The organism is Acinetobacter sp. FDAARGOS_515 (assembly GCF_003938865.1).
Classification (GTDB): Bacteria; Pseudomonadota; Gammaproteobacteria; order Pseudomonadales; family Moraxellaceae; genus Acinetobacter; species Acinetobacter ursingii.
The window spans coordinates 128,897-148,506 of sequence record NZ_RKIX01000003.1 but is presented as its reverse complement, the minus strand read 5'-3'; the positions used below and the strand labels follow the sequence as shown (position 1 = coordinate 148,506).

Sequence of the window (19,610 nt, the reverse complement as noted above, 5' to 3'; positions counted from 1 at the left end):
AAAGTTAAGAAAAACCTACAAAAATTTTTAAGTTTCTTTTCAGATTTGATTAGTATAACTGACACTGTTAAAAGCCTGATGGATTTCTGTCAAAAGCAATGGATTGTGGATAGAAAAATAGATATTTTCGATCAGACAAAGCCTTCAGAAAATAACCCGAATTGAAAGATGATATTTCTATGCCAACACGATTTCCCTTGCAATTTTTAACTCTGAGCATTTCATTATTGTTCGGTTCTATAGGAGTCAGTTCTGTTTATGCGGAAACGCCTGCAACAACAGATCTTCCTACAGCAGCGGAGATCCCAGCTGTGACTGATCCACATACAGGTGAAGCACCCGAAGAAGAACCACAAATCGATGTGTCGACTCTCACGATTATTGGTTATCATGAAATAACATCTAAGGAAGCTGTTATTCCAGATTATGCTGTAACGCCACAGCGTTTTGAAATGCATCTGGATTGGCTGATTAAAAACGGTTATCACTTTATTAGTGTAGATCAATTGATTAAAGCCAATGAAGGTAAACTCAAACTTCCACCTAAACCTGTATTACTTACTGTGGATGATGGCTATCAATCATTTTATCAATATGCCTATCCGATTTTAAAAGCGCGTAAAATCCCCGCGGTATTAGCGGTCGTTGGAAAATGGCTGGAAGTTAAGCCGAATAAAATGGTGCAGTTTGGTGATGAAAAACTTGAACGCAGCAAATTATTAAGCTGGAAAGAAATTAAAGAAATGCAGGACAGTGGTTTAATCGAAATCGGTAGCCACAGTTATGATTTGCATCATGGTGTCATGGGAAATCCACAAGGCAACTCTGAACCTGCGGCAACCACACGTATTTATGATGCAAAAACCAAAACTTATGAATCTGATCGTGCCTATGAAAAGCGCATTAGTGATGATTTAAAGAAAAATATCGATACGTTTAAAGCTAACGGTATTCGGGCACCACGAGTCATGGTCTGGCCTTATGGTCGATATAACATGGAAACTGTGCGTATTGCTAAAAAGTTAGGTATGCCGATTACCATTACACTTGATGATGGGCCTGACCATGTGACCAAATCTTTAGGGCACCTCAGTCGTATTTTGGTGATGAAAGGCGAAAGTACGGATGATTTGGCGCAAGACATTTTAACGCGTCAAATGAACCTGACCGATAATAATCGTCCGCAAAAAATCATGCATATCGATCTGGATTATATCTATGATCCTGATCCTGCACAGATTGAACGCAATTTGGGACATGTTTTAGATCGGATTCGTGCCTCTGGTGTCAATACAGTTTATCTTCAAGCTTTTTCTGATCCAGATGCCAATGGTTCTGCCGATATGGTGTATTTCCCAAATCGTTATGTTCCGATGCGCGCTGATTTGTTTAATCGTGTCGCGTGGCAGATTTCAACACGGACAGGTGTCAATCGTGTTTATGCGTGGATGCCTTTGATGGCATGGGAATTGCCGAAAAATAATCCAGCCTCTAAAAAACTGGTGGTGACCCAACAGCCTAAAGACAGTGACCATTTGAATATGGGATATATTCGTTTAAGTCCGTATTCACCTGAAGCACGTAAAGTGATCGAAGGAATTTATACTGACTTGGCAAAATATTCCACATTTGATGGTATACTGTTCCATGACGATACCACGTTATCTGATTATGAAGATGCGAGTCCAGATGCATTGAAAGCCTATGCCAAAGCAGGCTTGCCAACTGATCTGGAAAAAATTCGGAATAATGATGCCTTGTTATCTAAATGGACTGATTTAAAAATCAAGACCATCGATAACTTTGCCATGAAGCTTGCTTCCGATGTGCGTTATTATCAGCCTTATTTAATGACCGCCCGTAATTTGTATGCGCAAGTCGCATTATCTCCTTATGCAGAAAACTGGTACTCCCAGTCTCTGGAGCAGTCACTAAAACGTTACGATTTTACTGCAATTATGGCCATGCCTTACATGGAACAAGCAGAAGATCCGACCAAGTTCTATCAGGATATTGTGAAACGTGTAAAACAATATCCAAGCGGAATCAAAAAAACCGTATTTGAGTTACAGGCGACTAACTGGCGCACCAATCAACCTGTGCCATCGCAAGAACTCGTCGATACGATTCGTTCCCTGTACAGTCAGGGGGCTATGCACGTTGGATATTATCCAGATGATCCGTTTAAAGATCATCCAGATACCCAAATGTTGCATGATGTATTTGCGACTAAACCTTCAAAGTTAGTCCCGTAGCAGGAATTGACCATGTCAACAACCTTACAGCATTTATGGCATTCAGCACTGAACTTTGTGTTCTATTATCCGCTGTTTATGTCGTATTTGTGGATGATGGGTGCGCTGATCTTTTATTGGAAAGAGCGTAAAGAGCCCCCATATCAGCAACCAGCGGAATTAGATGTTTATCCAATGGTGGCGGTGCTTATTCCTTGCTTTAATGAAGGGGATAATGCAGAAGAAACGATTAGCCATGCGCTCAGTCTGGATTATCCTAACTTTGAAGTGATTGCGATCAATGATGGGAGCTCGGATAATACCGCAGAAGTGCTTGACCGTCTGGCTGAACGATTTGAAAAGTTACGTGTGGTTCATTTGGCGCAAAATCAAGGCAAAGCTGTGGCTTTGCAAGCAGGTAGCTTATTGACTCAAGCTGAGTTTTTGATTGGGATTGACGGTGATGCCTTGCTCGATCCACATGCAGCCAAATGGATGATTCGTCATTTTCTGCAAGATCGAACTGTAGCAGCTGTAACAGGTAATCCGCGTATCCGAACTCGTTCTACTTTATTGGGACGGATTCAGGTCGGTGAGTTTTCCTCTATTGTTGGGATGATCAAACGTGCGCAGCGTAGTTTTGGACGATTATTCACGGTTTCGGGTGTGATTACTGCCTTTCGTAAGAGTGCGGTACATGAAGTCGGTTATTGGTCACCGAATATGTTGACTGAAGATATCGATATCACATGGAAACTGCAACGCGCTGGTTGGGATATTCGTTTTGAACCCAATGCATTGGTGTGGATTCTAATGCCTGAAACCTTAAATGGTTTATGGAAACAGCGTTTGCGCTGGGCTATGGGAGGCGCACAGGTTTTAGTCAAAAATCTGGACGTATTCTTTAAACCAAAACTGAATTTTTTATGGCCGCTGATGTTTGAATTATGTCTAACACTGGTCTGGTCATATTTGATGCTTATTATGGCAATTCTCTGGTTATTACATTTTGTAGTACCGCTTGGAGAGTTGTCTGGAATCAGCTCGCCATTTTTACCTTATGGCAGCGGAATATTATTAGGTGCGACCTGTTTACTTCAGTTTGCTTTAAGCAAATGGATGGACAGTCGTTATGAGCCTAATTTAGGTAAAAACTACTACTGGATGATTTGGTACCCGTTTGTGTTTTGGTTAATTACCATTACTGCTACAATCGTGGCCTTTCCAAAAGTCCTGCTTCGTGGTGATGAAAAACGCGCGCGCTGGGTCAGTCCTGACCGTGGCATGCGCATGTAGATATTAAGCATGTTTTCGAGAAAATTTCATGAAATCTAACAATTTGATTATCGACGTGCGCCATCAGTTGCCATGGCACAGACGCTATGTATCAAATACCTCTACGATGATGATGTGGGGTGCATGGTTACTCTTGTGGCGTCCATTTCTTCTGGTTTGGGCGCTTGTCGAGCTAGAAAAAAGCCATCTCATCCATCAGATTTTCCATGCCCTTAGTCTGGGCTTGGAACACGGCATCACTTCATTGATTGCCTGTGCTGTTGCGTTGTTACTGTGGAGTAATTATGTCCCTGCGAAAAGTGTCAAGCGAACGCATGAAAAGGATGTAACTGATTATGCACGCTATTTTGAACTGGATGAAACCCAGATTCATCAGGGTCGTGCGCAAAAAATCAGTGTCGTGCATCATGACGAAATGGGTCGAATCACGCATATTGATTAAGTAGATTCGCACTTGTTGCTCATTGCAAAATGCCAGCTTGTTTTAAACAAGCTGGCATTTACATTAGATATTTGGATTTACAGGGAAATCGGGTAATTCAAATGACAAAAAAGACTTGCTGTAACTCATGGATTGATCGTAAGTCTAGGTTATAGACAGGAGATGAGTGACACACCTGTCTGAATAAAAGGAATGAATGAAGAGCGTGCAATTGAAAGATGAAGATATCTCATAATGGATAAGTCCATCAAACTTAATGCCGTTGAAAGTATTCGCGGGTTGGCCTGTCTGGCTGTGGTATTTTCACATCTGAGCTTAAGTTTCTACCCTTATTTACATCATTTTGATGAACATGAAATTGCCAGTAATGTATGGGTACATTTTATTCACCATTCACCTTTTGCCTTTTGGTATTCAGGTACGGCTGCAGTCTATGTTTTTTTTGTATTAAGTGGCTTTATTCTATCTTATGTGATTTGTAATAGTCGTAATATGCAAGCAAAGCTCAAATCGATGATGGTGAAACGTTATCCGCGTTTAGCGATTCCTGCTTTAGGTTCATGCATCTTATTATGGACAGCATTGCAGTTTAGTGATATTGACAGCTCTCATGTGCAGTATTGGCTAAAAGTTTTAGCGACCCAAGACATCGGTTTTTCCCAAGCGATTTATGAAGGGACGATTGGATCATTTCTATTTGCAGAATCCAGTCTCAACTGGGTACTTTGGACGATGCAGGTGGAGTTACTCGGTTCATTTTTGTTATTTGGATTGTTATATATTTACAGTCTGGATAAGCGACTATTTTTACCGCTGATTTTACTGTTTCCGATGACCTCAATTTTCTTTCAGAGCCAAGAGCTTTATTTGGGATTGTTGTGTTTTCTCATTGGTTCGCTGATATTTCTATATGGTCGTGTTATTCGTTCACCACTAGTTGCACTATTATTATTGTTATTCGGACTTTATTTGGCTGGAGCGCACAATACCAGTCTGGCGTATCACTGGATTTATGTTTTAGTGGGCGAGCGAACTTACGAGTATTGCAACTTTATCGCAGGGATTTTGATTGTGTATAGCATCCTGATGAATCCGATGCTATCGCAAAAGCTGGATAATCCCGTTTGTGTGTATTTAGGTAAATTGTCATTTTCAATTTATTTATTGCATTTGCTTTTAATGTATTGCGTATGTCTGCCCGTATTTAACTTTTTTATTGCACTAGGTTGGGGCTATGACGCGGCTGCAATTTGGGCAATCTTACTTTTTTTTATTGCATTGATCATTTCTGCCGATCTTTATAGTCGATATGTCGATACTTTAGCGATTAATTTGAGCAATCGTTTATCGGACTGGGTTTTAAAATAATTCAGTTAGCGAATAGAAATCATTTGCCTATAGTCAGAAACATTTCATAATAGCGCTTTCCCTTTTGATGTATAGAACATGTCTCCACTTGAGATTGTTGCCGTGATAATTAGCGTGATTGGTGTTGGTCTCACCATTAAACGCAATATGTGGTGCTGGTGGTTTAACTTTCTGGCTTTTGTTTTATATGCTTATTTATTTTTTACTTTTAAGCTATACGGCGAAACCATCCTACAATTTTTCTTTATGGTGGTGAACTTTTATGGTTTTTATCACTGGCTCAAAGGTAAACAGGTTGATCATGATATTCGGATAGAACCGATTAGTCCTAAGCTCGTCATTATACAAATGCTGATAACAGCAGTGGGCGGGGTGATTTTTGGTCTCAGCTTAAAACACTTTACCGATGCGGCTGTGCCGATGTTAGATTCTCAACTGGCCGCATTTAGTCTATTGGCAACGTATTGGACCAGTCGTAAGCACATTGCTACATGGATTTTGTGGGTATTTGTCGATATTGTTTATGTGGGCATGTTTATTTATAAAGACTTATATTTGACGGCGGGCTTATATGCTGCATTTGTCATTATGGCTGCCTTTGGTTGGTGGCAATGGGAGCAGGTTAAGCGTAAGCAACAGACAAAATTAATGATATGACAATATTTGATCTGGAACAGTATAAGCAGCAATGCTTTGATCAATTGGCTGAAAAAATTTGCCAATCACCAGAGAATTATCTGGATTTTGATTCTGTTTCAGATGTTTATAAAGCCAAATGGCTGCAAGATTTTCCTAAAGGTACCACTTGGGCCGTTTCTGGATTAGATGATGGTGCAGATGAATTTTATATTTTGATTCAATACCAAACGCGATACAAAATAAAAAAATTAAGCATCGAAATGAAGCAAGGGCATTACAAGATCGATATGAATGTATCAAGCATTGGTGACAAGAGCAAACTAAGATAGATGACATTGAATATTGGAGATGAGATCAGATGACGGATAAACTAGTAATCATGTTTCATGGGGTCGGTAGCAATGGGCGTGATCTATTGCCGATTGCACAATATTGGCAGCGTCAGATTGAAGATTTAAGTATTGCATCGCCCAATGCGCCTTTTCCTTTTATGCATAGCCATGAAGTGTTTGAATGGTTTAGTCTAACTGGAATTACCGAAGAAAATCGCTTTGGACGTATTCAGCAAGCACGAGAATATTTCGATCAAACAGTACAGCGGATACTGGAGGAGCAAGGTTTTGCTGATCGGCTTAATCAAGTGGTTTTTTGTGGATTTTCACAAGGAACCATGATGTCACTGGATGCGGTTGCTTCTGGTCGTTGGCCAATTGCAGCAGTCATTGGCTTTTCTGGACGTTTGGCTTCTCCGATTGAAGCCAATGCCAACAATACGGCAAAAGTGAGTCTAATGCATGGTGAAGCAGATGAAGTCATTCCTGTGTATGAAAGTCAGGATGCTTTTAAGGCGCTACGTGCAGCGGGTTTTAATGTCGAACTTGAAACTTATAAAGGTTTAGGACATTCAATCAACGAACTTGAGCTTAAGCGTGGTCTGGAATTTTTAAAAACACTTTAATGCGCATCAAAGCTCGTGATGATTGATCGTCACGAGCTTTATCATCGATTTAAATGACATGCTTAATGCTGTTTGATGGTTCGAATTTCTTCTTAAAGACGACTGCTGTGAGACACGCCATTATGGCTAAAGCAACGATATAATACATTGCTCCAATATCACTGTACTGGCTTAAAATTTGAATTAGTGGCAAGGTTAAACCGCCCACAACCGCATAAGACACATTATACGAAAATGAAATCCCTGAAAAACGAATAGGTGCAGGAAACATTTTCACCATACTGCATGACACCATGCCCACAGTCCCTGAGCATAATCCCAGTAACATGTATAGCATGAAAATAGTGCTATGACTGGCATGCGCCAAACTGTGATAAAAAAACGCAGCCACAACGGCTAGGGCTGTTGCACCCATCATCATCACTTTTGCACAGCCAAAACGATCAGCCAAGGTTCCTGCTAAAATACAGCCCAACATTTGCATGATAATTGCTGCACTTTGCATTTGAAACGAACTAGCCCGATCAAAGCCAAAAACGGTGGTAAGCAAATTAGGCATGGCTAAAATGATCACGACGACACAAGCCGTTAAAAACCAGGTAAACAACATGCCAATAACAACGGCTGCTTTATGATTTACTAAGACTTGTTTAATTGGTAAGTCTTTGGACAGTTGTTTACGGGCTTGCATGGCTTTAAATACGGGGGTTTCTTTTAAGTAACTGCGTAAATATAGGGCAAATAACCCAAAAATTCCGCCTGCGATAAAGGCAATTCGCCATGCCCAGTCATGTATTACTGTTTCAGTAAACTGTAATGAAATCCACAAAGACATCAGTGAACCCAGTAAAATTCCTAAAGATAAACCTGCGGTTAATAGGCCGTTAGCAAGCCCAATGCGCCGTTCTGGGACATGTTCTGAAACAAATGTCCAAGCCGCTGGAATTTCTCCACCAATAGCGATGCCTTGTATCACGCGCATCAGCAATAATAAAACTGGTGCAAAATAACCAATCGATTCAAAAGTGGGTAATAGCCCAATCATTAGAGTAGGCAGTGACATCAATAAAATCGACAGTGAAAATAGTCGTTTACGCCCGACCAAATCACCAAAATGTGCCATCACCACACCGCCTAAAGGCCGAAAAAAATAACCTGCTGCAAAAATGCCATACGTATTCAGCATCGCCCAAAAAGGACTTAGAGTACTTGGAAAAAATAAATCCGAAATGATCTTGGCGTAAAAGACATAGATGACAAAATCATAAAACTCTAATGCACCGCCGAGTGAGGAAAGTGCAAGAGTCCGTTTATCCTGAGTGGAAAGATGAGGAATAGCATCCATGCTGTCATGATTCAAAAGTAAAATGATGGGCCTGATATTACTTGAAATTTAAATTAAAAGTAAGGCAGTTCAATGCTACCCAACTCGCTAGAATGGGATAAATAAACAACCAATGCAATCTTATTGAAATCAGCCTAATAGACTTTTTTTATCATTGTTTAGACTCTCTTTATTTTTTCTACCATAGCGAAAATAAAAATACACTTATGAAGAAGTGTATTTTTGAGAATCAATGGCTTGACATTATAAACGTACAAAATAAGGAATAATCGAGAGTACAATTCCAATCACACTGAGTAAGCTGACATTTTCAATAAAGTAAGGAAAAATCATCAGTACCAGACCACATACCAAAGGCACAATCACTTTTTGCTTTTTGCCATACATAAAATAGCCTAAGCCAATACAGCTAAAGATTAATCCCAAGAAAAGCTGCGTAGTGTTCATGATTTTAAAATTCGATTTGTTTTTGTGTAAATGAGCATAAAAACAAAAGCTGAAGATAAGATTAAAAGTAAACATGATCCTCTATTTAAACAGGCTTGACTCAGGCTAAGAACTTGATCAGCCCATGTATTATCAGTTCATAAAACGGTGATCTCCTGATAGGATAATCATAATAGAGTTTTCATCATGCTTTGGATTTTTTACTTTCTCCGATAGAGAGAAATAAAAAAGTGCTCGAAATAAGCCGATTGAAAGAAACCTGATGCAAGATTAATGATTATCAAAATACGAGGTTTAAATGCCAGTCAAGCTTATTGCAGTTGATATGGATGGAACGTTTTTAAATTCAGAGAAGAAATACGACAAAGCCCGATTTTTAAAACAATATTCACAGCTTCAACAGCGTGGAATTCATTTCGTTGCGGCCAGTGGTAATCCGCTTTATACCCTAAAAGCTTATTTCCCAGAAATTGCCAATGACATGGCATTTGTGGCTGAAAATGGAGCTTATGTGGTCGATAGGGCGCAAACTTTAAATTACGATCATTTTAGTCCAGAGATTTTGCAACAGATCTTACAAGATTTAATTCTTGATTATGCCCAAAATCTCATTTTATGTGCCAAAGACTGCGCTTATATTCAGCACAATGTCAGTGAAAAAACTCAGCAAAAACTTAACATTTATTTTAAGCAACTTCAGCAGGTTGACGATCTGTTACAGGTGCATGATCAGATTTGTAAAGTTACCCTAACGACAACCCAAGACGATAACCAACAAACTTTGGATGATCTGTCTGAAAAACCTTATATTCAACACACTGCTGCAAAAATGGTCTCCAGTGGTTTTGGTTTTATCGATCTAATTATTCCAAACCGACATAAAGCCTACGGTTTACAGTTTTTACAACAAAAATGGGGCATTGATCATCAGGAGGTTTTGGCAATAGGGGATAATTACAATGATCAAGAAATGATTGAAATGGCGGGATATGGTTTTGCTATGGCGAATGCTGTACCAGAACTCAAACAAACTGCACAATATTTTGCCCCAAGTAACGAACAGCAAGGTGTATTAGAAGTGATTGATGCTGTACTACAAAACTCATCATTGCAGCGCTACAAAAAAACTGAACAATTTTTGCAAAAGAATGGCTCATCATTTTGAAATGATCCATTGGCTGAATTTAAGTCTCAACTGATTTAAAGATGGATTGAAAAAAACATGTCAGACAAAGCATGGACTGATTGAGGTGATCATTTAACTTGTCACAACGAAATTTCAAACGCAAAATAAACATGACATGATCATAGGTCTATTTAAATGGCTACCGTTTTACCTATTGCCCAGCGCGGTGAAACAATCTTGAAACTTCAGGCTGCACCTGTGGCCCAATCCGAGTTTAATAGTGAGTGGCTATTACAATTAGCTGCTGCCATGCAGACGACCATGCTTGAGCGCCATGGTGTAGGTATTGCAGCACCACAGGTATATATTTCCAAACGAATTATTATTGTGGCTTCGCGTCCGAACCCACGTTATCCCGATGCACCTGAAATGGATGCTGTGGTCATGGTGAATCCTGAAATTTTGGAATTATCCCCAAATACGTGTTTAGGTGAAGAAGGCTGTTTAAGTGTGCCAAATGAACGAGGTGAGGTCGAACGAGCTTATTCTATTCGAGTGCGTTATCAGTCGTTGTATGGTGAAGTCATCGAAACCGCTTTTGAAGGTTTTCCTGCTCGCATTGTGCAACACGAAGTAGATCATTTAAATGGGGTCTTATTTGTGGAACGCTTAAACTGATCTGGTGTACGCATTGTTGATTTGATTCATTTTAAAATATCACTGACATTGAGCGTTATGATGATATTTAGATAGTGGAATGATTTACCACTACATTACACAGTGAATCGAATAAATAGGATAGAACTAAAAATCATTACAAAAGATATAAATTTAAGATTATCAATACCCTGTACCATCAAAATTAAATGCAAAATAATGAATAGAATAGGTTGTTTGTATGAAAACTCCTTTACCAGATTATCTGGAACATGTACTTGATGAATGTGATGGAGATGATAGCGGACATCTGGCTGATTATATTCCAGAGTTGGCGAATGCCAATCCACATCGTTTGGCCTTAGCCATGTCGACCGTCGATGGTGAGATTTATTCAGTCGGTGATGATGACGTTGAGTTTACCATCCAGTCAATGTCTAAACCTTTTACTTATGCTTATGTATTACAACAACTGGGTATTGATGAGGTATTAGAAAAAGTCGGTGTTGAACCCTCTGGAGAGGCTTTTAATGAAATTTCACTGGGAAAAGATGGCCGCCCTAAAAATCCAATGATTAATTCGGGTGCAATCACTACGCACTCTCTGATTCCACTTAAAGAAAATGTATCTAGTGCAGAAATTTTACGCCAGTTTATGAGCGAACTGGCAGGACGTGAATTATGTTTTGATGATTCCGTATATCGTTCAGAAATTAAAACGGCTTATCGTAATCTTTCGATTGGTTATATGCTTAGAACCGTTGGAATTCTTGAAACAGATCCTGTGGATATTGTGAATGGTTATATTCGCCAATGTTCAATCTTGGTGACGGTAAAAGATTTGGTGCGCATAGGCAGCGTACTCGCCAATGGTGGAGTGGATGCTCAGACTGGAAAAAGGTTATTGAACCGTTCAGTGGTGCGCCAAGTGCTTAGTGTGATGATGAGCTGTGGTATGTATGATGCCGCAGGTGACTGGCTGACAACAGTTGGTATTCCTGCTAAAAGTGGCGTGGCAGGTGGAATTTTAGGTGTATTGCCCGGTCAGGTGAGTATTGCAGCCTTTTCACCCAAACTGGATGAACATGGTAATAGTGTCCGTGGGATTGATATGATGGAACGGCTGAGCCGTGATATGGGGCTGCACCTGATGGAAGGGACACCTTCAGCGCAAACCATTGTCCAGAGTCATTATCGGACTGGACAAAATGCATCACTGAGTGTTTATGTATTACGCGGAGTCTTGAAGTTTACTGAAGCTGAAATGTTATTGCGTATTTTTCAGCGTGAACCTGTTGATCAAAGTACGATTATTATCGATTTAACTCAGATTTCATTGATCCATGATGTCGGTAAACGTATGTTTTTAGAGGGTGTTGATCGTTTGATCGATGATGGTCATAGCTTGCTTTTAGTCGACCCTGAACAACGCTTGGATCATGCCCGCACACATAAGGATCGGGTATTACATGTGTATCAGGATTTAGATGATTTACTTGAACAAAAAAAAGGTCATCACAATTAAATCAATGAACTTGATATGTTTTCAGTTTTAAAGTGTTGCGGTGTTTTGCCTAAATGCCGCTTGAACATCGCGCTAAATGCACTGGCATTGGTATATCCCAAAGATTCTGAAATCTGACTTATGGATAAGCCATCTGCAATTTTGCTTAAAGCTAAAGCAATGTGCATTTGTTGAATCCATGCCCGATATGAAAGTCCTGTTTCTTTTTGGAACATTCGCATGAGTGTACGGGAACTGGTGCCAATTTCATCTGCCCAAGTATTTAAATCTTTTAATTGATCGGGTGATTGCAACAAACTTTCACAAATCTTGATCAGGCGTTTGTCATTTGGCCACGGAATTTGCACTTCTAAAGAATGAGCTCTCTGGATTTCATCAAAAATAATAATTTGTAGAGCTTGGGAAAGCGCTTGAAAGGGAGCGGAATCATTTTTTCTAAGCTGATCTAGTTCATTAAAACGAATGAGTAATTCATGTAATAAATTACTGACCCGAATCAAAAAACAAGTTTGACCCATTGCTTGAGCGGCATTTTGTTCCACCAAGGCAGTGTTTAACTGTACATGACTTAAAGAAATCACACTGTGTTCAACCCGCGGAGGAATCCATAATGCACACATGGGCGGCATAATCCAGACTTGATCATGGGTTAAAATCTGAATAGTTCCTTTAGATGCATACAGTAATTGCGCCTGCACGTGTGCATGGGCATAGGTCACTTCTCGATAACGATGCTCAGAGGAAAGACCGATCATTAATTCAGATTGCGGATGAGATAGCATCATGATGAGATTGAAATTGTCACTTATACAATGATTATTGGAAGATAGTTGTATAACCGACAGATTACAATAGCAAGCTCAGTTAAACAATGATTGGAGTTTCTTGGGATGACGTCTTCAATACCGTTGAAAGAAAATATCATGGAAAATACAAATATAAATGCACAGCCACAAGTGATGATCGTTAAAGTGGTCGGTGCTGTCGCGATTGCACATCTACTCAACGATTTGATTCAGGCGGTACTGCCTGCCATTTATCCCATGCTCAAAGCCAACTTTGCCTTAAGTTTTACGCAGGTCGGATTGATTTCACTGGTCTATCAGGTGACTGCATCCTTATTGCAACCGTGGATTGGACTGTATACCGATAAACACCCGAAACCATATTTATTGCCAATGGGCATGTGTGTGACGTTTCTGGGAATTTTGTTACTCGCATTTTCGCCTACCTTTACCGTGTTATTAATTGCTTCGGCTTTGATTGGGGTTGGTTCATCGACCTTTCATCCAGAGGCTTCACGTGTTGCACGTATGGCATCGGGTGGGCGGTTTGGTACAGCACAATCTACCTTTCAGGTGGGTGGGAATACGGGAACGGCAATTGGCCCTCTATTGGCGGCATTGATTATTGTGCCATTTGGACAACATGCAGTTGCTTGCTTAGTGGTTTTTGCATTATTAGCCATCTGGATATTAACTCGCGTTAGTCAATGGACGATTCGTCATGCCAAAACGCAGGCAGTTTCACGTATTGTTAATGCCAGTAGTAAATTGCATGGTCGTCAATTAACCTTGGCAATTGGCACGATTTGCGTGTTGATGTTTGCTAAATTTACTTATATCGCCAGTATTAGCAACTATTTTACTTTTTACTTGATTCATAAATTTCATGTCAGTTTAGCCACTGCACAACTGCATCTATTTGCTTTCTTGGCTGCGGTTGCCGTGGGAACATTTGCAGGTGGACCAATTGGTGACAAGATTGGACGTAAAGCGGTGATTTGGGTGTCTTTTGTTGGCATGGCGCCATTTGCTTTAATGATGCCGTATGCAGATTTATTCTGGACAACGATTCTTTCCGTAATTGCAGGTTTGGTGTTGTCTTCGGCTTTTGCTGCTATGGTGGTTTATGCTCAAGAAGCTGTTCCAGGACGAGTAGGCATGATCTCAGGACTGATGTTTGGTTTAATGTTTGGTGTCAGTGGGATTGCCGCAGCAGGACTTGGACATTTGGCTGATCTTAATGGAATCGAATGGGTGTTTAAACTATGTTCATATTTGCCATTACTGGGTTTGGCAACGTTCTTTTTACCTAAAACCCATGTGAAATAGAAGTCATTTTTCAAATTATCCTCTGCAAAAGGGGATAATTTAATTCTGTAAAATTAGAAAAATATGTCACGACTCATTTAGAATCATTCTATGTTCCTAGATTTTTCTTGGTTTCAGCAGATTCATGTATAATTTGATGATTGCGTAACATTATAGGTTAAATCATGAAATCTGAAATTTATCAGGGAAAAATCAAACAATACGATGCATCAAAAGGTTTTGGATTTATTGGTGGTTTAGAGCAGGATATTTTCTTTCATATTTCTGATTTCCCGCTTGAAGGTGGCGAGCCTAAACGCAATGAGCGCGTCAAATTCATGGTTGTTGAAAATAACGGTAAATATAAAGCTGTAAAAATTGAAAGAGTCATAGATCAATCTGCCAAAGCTAAAAAAACAAGAGCGGTGGAAAATAACAAGTCAATTACCAATGCCTTGTTGGATAGTTTTAGGAAGTAGATGGACTTAATCTATCCAAAAAAGTGAGGTAACTTGATAATTTTGAAATCGTTTAGATATTGAGAAAAATATGAGCAAAGATGTTTTGGATAAAGTTGAATTAATGATTGAAACGATTAACAAAATTCATGCTGATTTTTCTCAGGATTATTTTGAAACTGGGCGCATTGAAAAGTTCAATCTGTCTAAAACGATTTCCCGTGTACCTTATCAACATATTGCAAAATATCGGTTAAATTTACATGAAAGCATTAATGACTATTTGATTAAAAATAAAAAAGGATTTTTATTACAGTATTATTATCGAGTTAAAACGTTAGAAAGTATTGATGATAAAATTTCAAGATTCTCAAGTCATAGTGACCAATATCCAGTCAATAATTGGTTAAATGATATTTTTGGCGCAAGAATTATTTTAAATACGCAAGAAGTTAAAGAAATTATTGAATTGCTGGATGGATGGCAGGAAAAATTTGGTTTAAAAAACTGGTATTTTCGAGATAAAAGTGGATATCGTGGTTTGCATATCGATTTTAAAAATAAATCAAATTTTTATTTCCCTTGGGAGTTACAAGTTTGGGATGAAAAAGATGAGCTTACTAATATTGAAAATCATGAGAATTATAAGCGGAAGTTTGTATAGAATAATCGGTAGGCTATCTAGTAATTATCATCATTTTGAAAAGTGTGCTTAAAAGACAAATTTTGTTTTGTGAAGCCATTGATAATAAAGTCTTTGCTGCTAGAATGATAGACAAAATTGGAAATCACCAATAACCTTTTATGAGGTCAATAAGGATTGATATGTCGTCTTTTTTTCAGCTTATAGATAAATTTAGAAGACACGCCAAAACACAACGAGAAAAAGGCAATTATTTTGAAGATTTGATGCTACGTTATTTTTCCAATGAACCAAAATATCAGGAGCTTTATAATGAAGTGTTTTTATGGCAGGGTTTCCGTCAATATTGGCTAGAACGAAATGGTGAAGATTTAGGTATAGATACAGGCATTGATCTTGTTGCCAAGGTCAGAGATACGGAAGATTACCATGCGATTCAATGTAAGCTTTATTCCGAAGATTATAATTTACAGAAGAAAGATATAGATAGTTTTTTTACTGCATCAGGTAAACGTCCTTTTACCCATCGAATGATTGTGAGTACCACAAATCACTGGTCAAAACATGCCAAAGATGCGTTAAAAGGTCAACATTTACCTGTTCAGAAAATAGATTTATATGCTTTGGAACATAGTGTTATTGATTGGGAAAAATATCAGCCTAAACAACAATTAGAACTGAAACCCAAGAAGAATTTACGTTCACATCAAAAACAAGCATTGCAAGCAGTCACAGAGCAACTTAATTATCCAAATATTTCTCGTGGCAAATTAATTATGGCATGTGGGACGGGCAAGACGTTTACCAGTTTAAAAATTGCCGAAGCAATGGCAGGGCGAGGGAAACGAGTTCTATTTTTAGTGCCGAGTTTATCCTTACTTTCGCAAACTTTAACCGAATGGACGCAAGAATCAAGTACACCATTATGTAGTTTTGCGGTGTGTTCGGACAGTGATATTGGCAAAAAACGTCAAGCTGATGAAGATGCGGTAAATTTATTGGTACATGAGTTGGATTATCCAGCCACCACTAATGCCAAACGCCTTGCCGAAGAAATGCAGTCACGCCATAAAGAGCATAAAATGAGTGTGGTTTTCTCAACCTACCATTCAATTAATGTCATTAGTGAAGCACAAAATAGTCATTTATTGCCTGAATTTGATTTCGTTATTTGTGATGAAGCACACCGTACCACAGGAGCAACCTTTGATGGTGAAGATGATTCTGCCTTTACCAGTGTGCATGATGAAGAGTTTATCCATGCCAAAAAACGCTTATATATGACGGCAACGCCACGTATTTATAGCGAAGATGTGGAGATTAATGCGGAGCGTGATAAAGCCAAACTGTATGGCATGAATAATGAAGCCATTTATGGCAAAGAGTTATTTGTCATTAATTTCTCCGAAGCGGTACAGCGTGGATTATTGGTTGATTATAAAGTGATTGTTTTGGCAGTTGATGAAAGCCATGTTAATAAACGCTTGCAGGATTTACTTGCTGATGAAAATAACAGTTTAAAGGTCGATGATGCAGCGAAAATTATTGGTTGTTGGAAAGCATTATCCAAGCAAAATAGTGAAACTGATTTACAGGATGACCCAAACCCGATGCAAAGAGCAGTCGCTTTTTGTCAGGTGATTGAACCTCATACGAGTAAGGGTAAAAGTAAACAACATAAGGTCAGTTCCAAAAATATTGCTGCAATGTTTCAGGCCGTGGTTGAACAATATCAGACCTATGAAATACAGCATAATCCACAAGATGCCGATTTAATCGAAAATTCTTTGCAATGCATTGCTGAACATATTGATGGTGGCATGAATGCAACAACTAAAGAAGAAAAATTACAATGGTTAAAAGCACAGCCCGAAGAAAATCAATGCAAGATTTTAAGCAATGTGCGTTGTTTATCTGAGGGTGTCGATGTTCCGAGTTTAGATGCAGTATTATTTTTAACGCCTCGAAATTCGCAAGTTGATGTCGTGCAATCAGTTGGGCGTGTGATGCGTTTAGCACCGAATAAAAAAAGGGGTTATATTATTTTGCCTGTAGTGATTCCAGCAGGTGTTGAACCGCATGAAGCCTTAAATGATAACAAAACTTATAAAGTTGTTTGGCAGGTTTTACAGGCATTGCGAGCGCATGATGACCGTTTTGATGCCATGATTAATCAATTAGAATTGAATAATAAAAAGCCTGCTAAAATGGAAGTGATTGCCATTTCAGATAAAGCAACTAAACGACAAAAAACGTTGACCGATAAAACCAAAGGGGCGAAAGGGCAGGATAATTTAGGCAAATCGCCTACTCGAAAAGAATTAATTGATGAAAAACAAAATGTCTTAAATTTTGAAATAGATGAGTTAGAACGTGCGATTTATGCCAAAGTGGTGCAGAAATGTGGTAATCGTCAGCATTGGGAAGAATGGGCAAATGATATTGCCAAAATTGCCAAAACTCATATTGATCGTATCACCCATATTTTAGCCAATCCTGAAAATAAAGAAGAAATACAAGCCTTTGAAAGTTTTGCTAAAAAATTGAGAAATGACCTGAATGATGCGTTGAGTGATGCTGAAATTATTGAAATGTTGGCACAGCATCTCATTACCAAACCTGTGTTTGATGCACTGTTTAGTGAATATGATTTTGCTCAATATAATCCAATTTCATTGGCAATGCAGGATATTTTAAATAAACTGCATGAACATCATTTAGAAAAAGAAGCAGATACCTTAAATAGTTTCTATGCCAGTGTGAAACTGAGAGCAGAGGGTATAGATAATGCTCAGGGTAAGCAACGAATTATCGTAGAGCTTTATGATAAGTTTTTCCGTAATGCTTTTCCAAAAATGACCGAGCGTTTAGGTATTGTTTATACTCCTGTAGAAGTGGTTGATTTTATTATCCATAGTGTCAATGATGTCTTAAAGTCTGAATTTAACCAAACTTTGGCAGATGATCATGTTCATATTATTGACCCATTTACAGGCACAGGGACATTTATCACTCGATTGCTACAAAGTGGCTTAATTCCGCCAAACCGCTTACCTTATAAATATAAACATGAAATCCATGCCAATGAGCTAGTTCTTCTTGCCTATTACATTGCGACAATTAATATTGAAGCAACCTACCACGATATTATTTTTAATGACTATACGCCGTTTGAGGGTGTTTGTTTAACTGATACATTCCAGATGTATGAGCATGATATTGTGACTCAAGCTCAGGATGGCAATAGTGCAAGACGGAAACGTCAAAAAGAGTTAGATATTCAGGTGATTATTGGAAATCCGCCTTATTCAGCAGGTCAAAAGTCTGAAAATGACAATAACCAAAATGTTGCTTATCCAAGTTTAGATAATAGAATATCTGAAACTTATGCTAAATATTCTAAAGCAAGCTCGACAAAAAATTTGATGGATTCTTATATTCGTGCAATGCGTTGGGCAAGTGACCGTATAGGGGGAAATGGTGTAATTGGTTTTGTTAGTAATGCAAGTTTTGTTGATGCTAACTCTATGGATGGATTACGAAAATGTTTAGCAGAGGAATTTAGTAGTTTATATATATTCCATTTACGGGGAAATGCTAGAACTTCAGGTGAACAAAGACGTAAAGAAAAGGATAATGTGTTTGGTCAAGGTACACGTACACCGATTGCAGTTTCTATTTTAGTAAAAAACTCTCAAATTGAAAAACAAGGGGAAATTTATTTCCATGATATAGGAGATTATTTAACTCGTGAGCAAAAGCTAGAAAAAATTGTAGAGTTAAAAAGTATTACAGGAATTAGCCAAAAAGATGCTTGGCAAAAAATTATTCCTGATGAACTCTATTATTGGATAAATCAAAGAAATAAAGAGTTTGATGGAGCTAAATTTATTTCATTAGGTAATAAGAAGTTAGAAGAAAGTACATTGTTTAATGATTATTCACAAGGTATGCTAACCAGCCGAGATGCTTGGAATTATAATTCAAATAAAGATACTTTAATTCAGAATACTAAAAATTCTATTAATTTTTATGATAAACAAAGAGAAAGAAATAAACAGAATAACACACCTATATTTGATAACGATCCTACAAAAATAAGTTGGTCTAGTAGTTTAAAAGAACATTTAAAGAATGATAGAGAGATTATATACAGTGATGAAGATATTATTAAAGCAGAATATCGCCCATTTAATACATCTTGGCTATGTAAAAATAAGTGGTTGAATCATAGAACAAGCCGATTATCGAAGATTTTTAGTGATAACTCTACAAAGAATAAGGTAATCTCTGTAACTGGTCGAGGTTCAACAAAAGAGTTTTCAGCTTTAATAACTGAGAAAATCCCTGATTATGAACTTATTTCAAAAGGGCAATGT

16 protein-coding genes and 1 pseudogene are annotated in these 19,610 nt (G+C 38.3%); 14 read left to right on the top strand and 3 right to left on the bottom strand.

The window, feature by feature from the left end; all coding sequences use genetic code 11:
• The first annotated feature begins 179 nt into the window (after positions 1-179).
• The 7 genes from pgaB (at position 180) to EGS47_RS02265 (ending at position 6,937) form a co-directional block, all read left to right on the top strand.
• Positions 180-2,255, top strand: coding sequence for a poly-beta-1,6-N-acetyl-D-glucosamine N-deacetylase PgaB (gene pgaB / locus EGS47_RS02295; protein WP_119686729.1), 2,076 nt, complete (start codon positions 180-182; stop codon positions 2,253-2,255).
• Between the two features lie 12 nt (positions 2,256-2,267).
• Positions 2,268-3,530, top strand: a complete 1,263-nt coding sequence (gene pgaC, locus EGS47_RS02290) for a poly-beta-1,6-N-acetyl-D-glucosamine synthase (RefSeq protein WP_004990303.1) — start codon at positions 2,268-2,270, stop codon at positions 3,528-3,530.
• A gap of 28 nt (positions 3,531-3,558) precedes the next feature.
• Positions 3,559-3,972 carry a poly-beta-1,6-N-acetyl-D-glucosamine biosynthesis protein PgaD gene (pgaD, locus tag EGS47_RS02285; RefSeq protein ID WP_004996518.1) on the top strand — a complete coding sequence of 138 codons (414 nt, stop codon included), beginning with the start codon at positions 3,559-3,561 and terminating at the stop codon, positions 3,970-3,972.
• Positions 3,973-4,206: 234 nt separating this feature from the next.
• Positions 4,207-5,340, top strand: coding sequence for an acyltransferase family protein (locus EGS47_RS02280; RefSeq protein ID WP_119686731.1), 1,134 nt, complete (start codon positions 4,207-4,209; stop codon positions 5,338-5,340).
• Between the two features lie 78 nt (positions 5,341-5,418).
• Positions 5,419-5,997 carry a nicotinamide riboside transporter PnuC gene (gene pnuC, locus EGS47_RS02275; protein WP_119686732.1) on the top strand — a complete coding sequence of 193 codons (579 nt, stop codon included), beginning with the start codon at positions 5,419-5,421 and terminating at the stop codon, positions 5,995-5,997.
• On the top strand, positions 5,994-6,308 hold the full coding sequence (locus EGS47_RS02270; RefSeq protein ID WP_119686733.1) for a hypothetical protein: 315 nt from the start codon (positions 5,994-5,996) through the stop codon (positions 6,306-6,308). The genes pnuC and EGS47_RS02270 overlap by 4 nt, the downstream gene beginning before the upstream one ends.
• 29 nt (positions 6,309-6,337) lie before the next feature.
• Complete coding sequence (locus EGS47_RS02265) at positions 6,338-6,937, top strand: alpha/beta hydrolase (RefSeq protein WP_119686734.1); 600 nt, start codon at positions 6,338-6,340, stop codon at positions 6,935-6,937.
• A 49-nt stretch (positions 6,938-6,986) separates the two neighbouring features.
• Here EGS47_RS02265 and EGS47_RS02260 read toward each other — a convergent pair whose 3' ends face one another.
• Together EGS47_RS02260 and EGS47_RS02255 are read right to left on the bottom strand one after the other, a co-directional pair.
• Positions 6,987-8,282 carry an MFS transporter gene (locus EGS47_RS02260; RefSeq protein WP_119686735.1) on the bottom strand — a complete coding sequence of 432 codons (1,296 nt, stop codon included), beginning with the start codon at positions 8,280-8,282 and terminating at the stop codon, positions 6,987-6,989.
• A 243-nt stretch (positions 8,283-8,525) separates the two neighbouring features.
• Positions 8,526-8,729: a hypothetical protein gene (locus tag EGS47_RS02255; protein ID WP_035272242.1), complete on the bottom strand. Its 204-nt coding sequence runs from the start codon at positions 8,727-8,729 to the stop codon at positions 8,526-8,528.
• Between the two features lie 298 nt (positions 8,730-9,027).
• Between EGS47_RS02255 and EGS47_RS02250 the strand changes: the two genes are divergently transcribed.
• From EGS47_RS02250 to EGS47_RS02240, 3 genes are all read left to right on the top strand, one after another.
• Positions 9,028-9,894 (top strand): Cof-type HAD-IIB family hydrolase, encoded by an 867-nt coding sequence (locus EGS47_RS02250; RefSeq protein WP_125269138.1) that lies wholly within the window; start codon positions 9,028-9,030, stop codon positions 9,892-9,894.
• 156 nt (positions 9,895-10,050) lie between these two features.
• Positions 10,051-10,533, top strand: coding sequence for a peptide deformylase (gene def / locus EGS47_RS02245; protein ID WP_125269137.1), 483 nt, complete (start codon positions 10,051-10,053; stop codon positions 10,531-10,533).
• 220 nt (positions 10,534-10,753) lie between these two features.
• Positions 10,754-12,037 carry a glutaminase gene (locus tag EGS47_RS02240; RefSeq protein WP_119686737.1) on the top strand — a complete coding sequence of 428 codons (1,284 nt, stop codon included), beginning with the start codon at positions 10,754-10,756 and terminating at the stop codon, positions 12,035-12,037.
• Here the strand turns inward: EGS47_RS02240 and EGS47_RS02235 are convergent.
• Entirely contained in the window at positions 12,034-12,822 is a 789-nt protein-coding gene (locus EGS47_RS02235) for an AraC family transcriptional regulator (protein WP_005003324.1), read from the bottom strand. The two genes, EGS47_RS02240 and EGS47_RS02235, sit on opposite strands and share 4 nt — an antisense overlap.
• Before the next feature lie 105 nt (positions 12,823-12,927).
• Between EGS47_RS02235 and EGS47_RS02230 the strand changes: the two genes are divergently transcribed.
• The 4 genes and pseudogenes from EGS47_RS02230 to EGS47_RS18780 all read left to right on the top strand — a co-directional run.
• The gene (locus tag EGS47_RS02230) at positions 12,928-14,151 is read left to right on the top strand and encodes an MFS transporter (RefSeq protein ID WP_005003325.1); all 1,224 of its coding nucleotides are present in this window, start codon (positions 12,928-12,930) and stop codon (positions 14,149-14,151) included.
• Between the two features lie 164 nt (positions 14,152-14,315).
• Positions 14,316-14,609: a cold shock domain-containing protein gene (locus EGS47_RS02225; RefSeq protein WP_004996544.1), complete on the top strand. Its 294-nt coding sequence runs from the start codon at positions 14,316-14,318 to the stop codon at positions 14,607-14,609.
• 70 nt (positions 14,610-14,679) lie between these two features.
• Entirely contained in the window at positions 14,680-15,252 is a 573-nt protein-coding gene (locus EGS47_RS02220; RefSeq protein ID WP_005003327.1) for a hypothetical protein, read from the top strand.
• Between the two features lie 140 nt (positions 15,253-15,392).
• A pseudogene (locus tag EGS47_RS18780) lies at positions 15,393-19,580 on the top strand (DEAD/DEAH box helicase); the annotation flags it as partial.
• Positions 19,581-19,610 lie beyond the last annotated feature (30 nt).

Bases quoted from the DNA above. Each gene is read 5' to 3' on its own strand.
- EGS47_RS02225 (WP_004996544.1), top strand. From the start codon at position 14,316: ATGAAATCTGAAATTTATCAGGGAAAAATCAAACAATACGATGCATCA.
- EGS47_RS02255 (WP_035272242.1), bottom strand. From the start codon at position 8,729: ATGAACACTACGCAGCTTTTCTTGGGATTAATCTTTAGCTGTATTGGC.
- EGS47_RS02240 (WP_119686737.1), top strand. From the start codon at position 10,754: ATGAAAACTCCTTTACCAGATTATCTGGAACATGTACTTGATGAATGT.
- pnuC (WP_119686732.1), top strand. From the start codon at position 5,419: ATGTCTCCACTTGAGATTGTTGCCGTGATAATTAGCGTGATTGGTGTT.
- def (WP_125269137.1), top strand. From the start codon at position 10,051: ATGGCTACCGTTTTACCTATTGCCCAGCGCGGTGAAACAATCTTGAAA.
- EGS47_RS02235 (WP_005003324.1), bottom strand. From the start codon at position 12,822: ATGATGCTATCTCATCCGCAATCTGAATTAATGATCGGTCTTTCCTCT.
- pgaC (WP_004990303.1), top strand. From the start codon at position 2,268: ATGTCAACAACCTTACAGCATTTATGGCATTCAGCACTGAACTTTGTG.
- EGS47_RS02260 (WP_119686735.1), bottom strand. From the start codon at position 8,282: ATGGATGCTATTCCTCATCTTTCCACTCAGGATAAACGGACTCTTGCA.
- EGS47_RS02220 (WP_005003327.1), top strand. From the start codon at position 14,680: ATGAGCAAAGATGTTTTGGATAAAGTTGAATTAATGATTGAAACGATT.
- EGS47_RS02265 (WP_119686734.1), top strand. From the start codon at position 6,338: ATGACGGATAAACTAGTAATCATGTTTCATGGGGTCGGTAGCAATGGG.
- EGS47_RS02230 (WP_005003325.1), top strand. From the start codon at position 12,928: ATGACGTCTTCAATACCGTTGAAAGAAAATATCATGGAAAATACAAAT.
- EGS47_RS02250 (WP_125269138.1), top strand. From the start codon at position 9,028: ATGCCAGTCAAGCTTATTGCAGTTGATATGGATGGAACGTTTTTAAAT.
- pgaB (WP_119686729.1), top strand. From the start codon at position 180: ATGCCAACACGATTTCCCTTGCAATTTTTAACTCTGAGCATTTCATTA.
- pgaD (WP_004996518.1), top strand. From the start codon at position 3,559: ATGAAATCTAACAATTTGATTATCGACGTGCGCCATCAGTTGCCATGG.
- EGS47_RS02270 (WP_119686733.1), top strand. From the start codon at position 5,994: ATGACAATATTTGATCTGGAACAGTATAAGCAGCAATGCTTTGATCAA.
- EGS47_RS02280 (WP_119686731.1), top strand. From the start codon at position 4,207: ATGGATAAGTCCATCAAACTTAATGCCGTTGAAAGTATTCGCGGGTTG.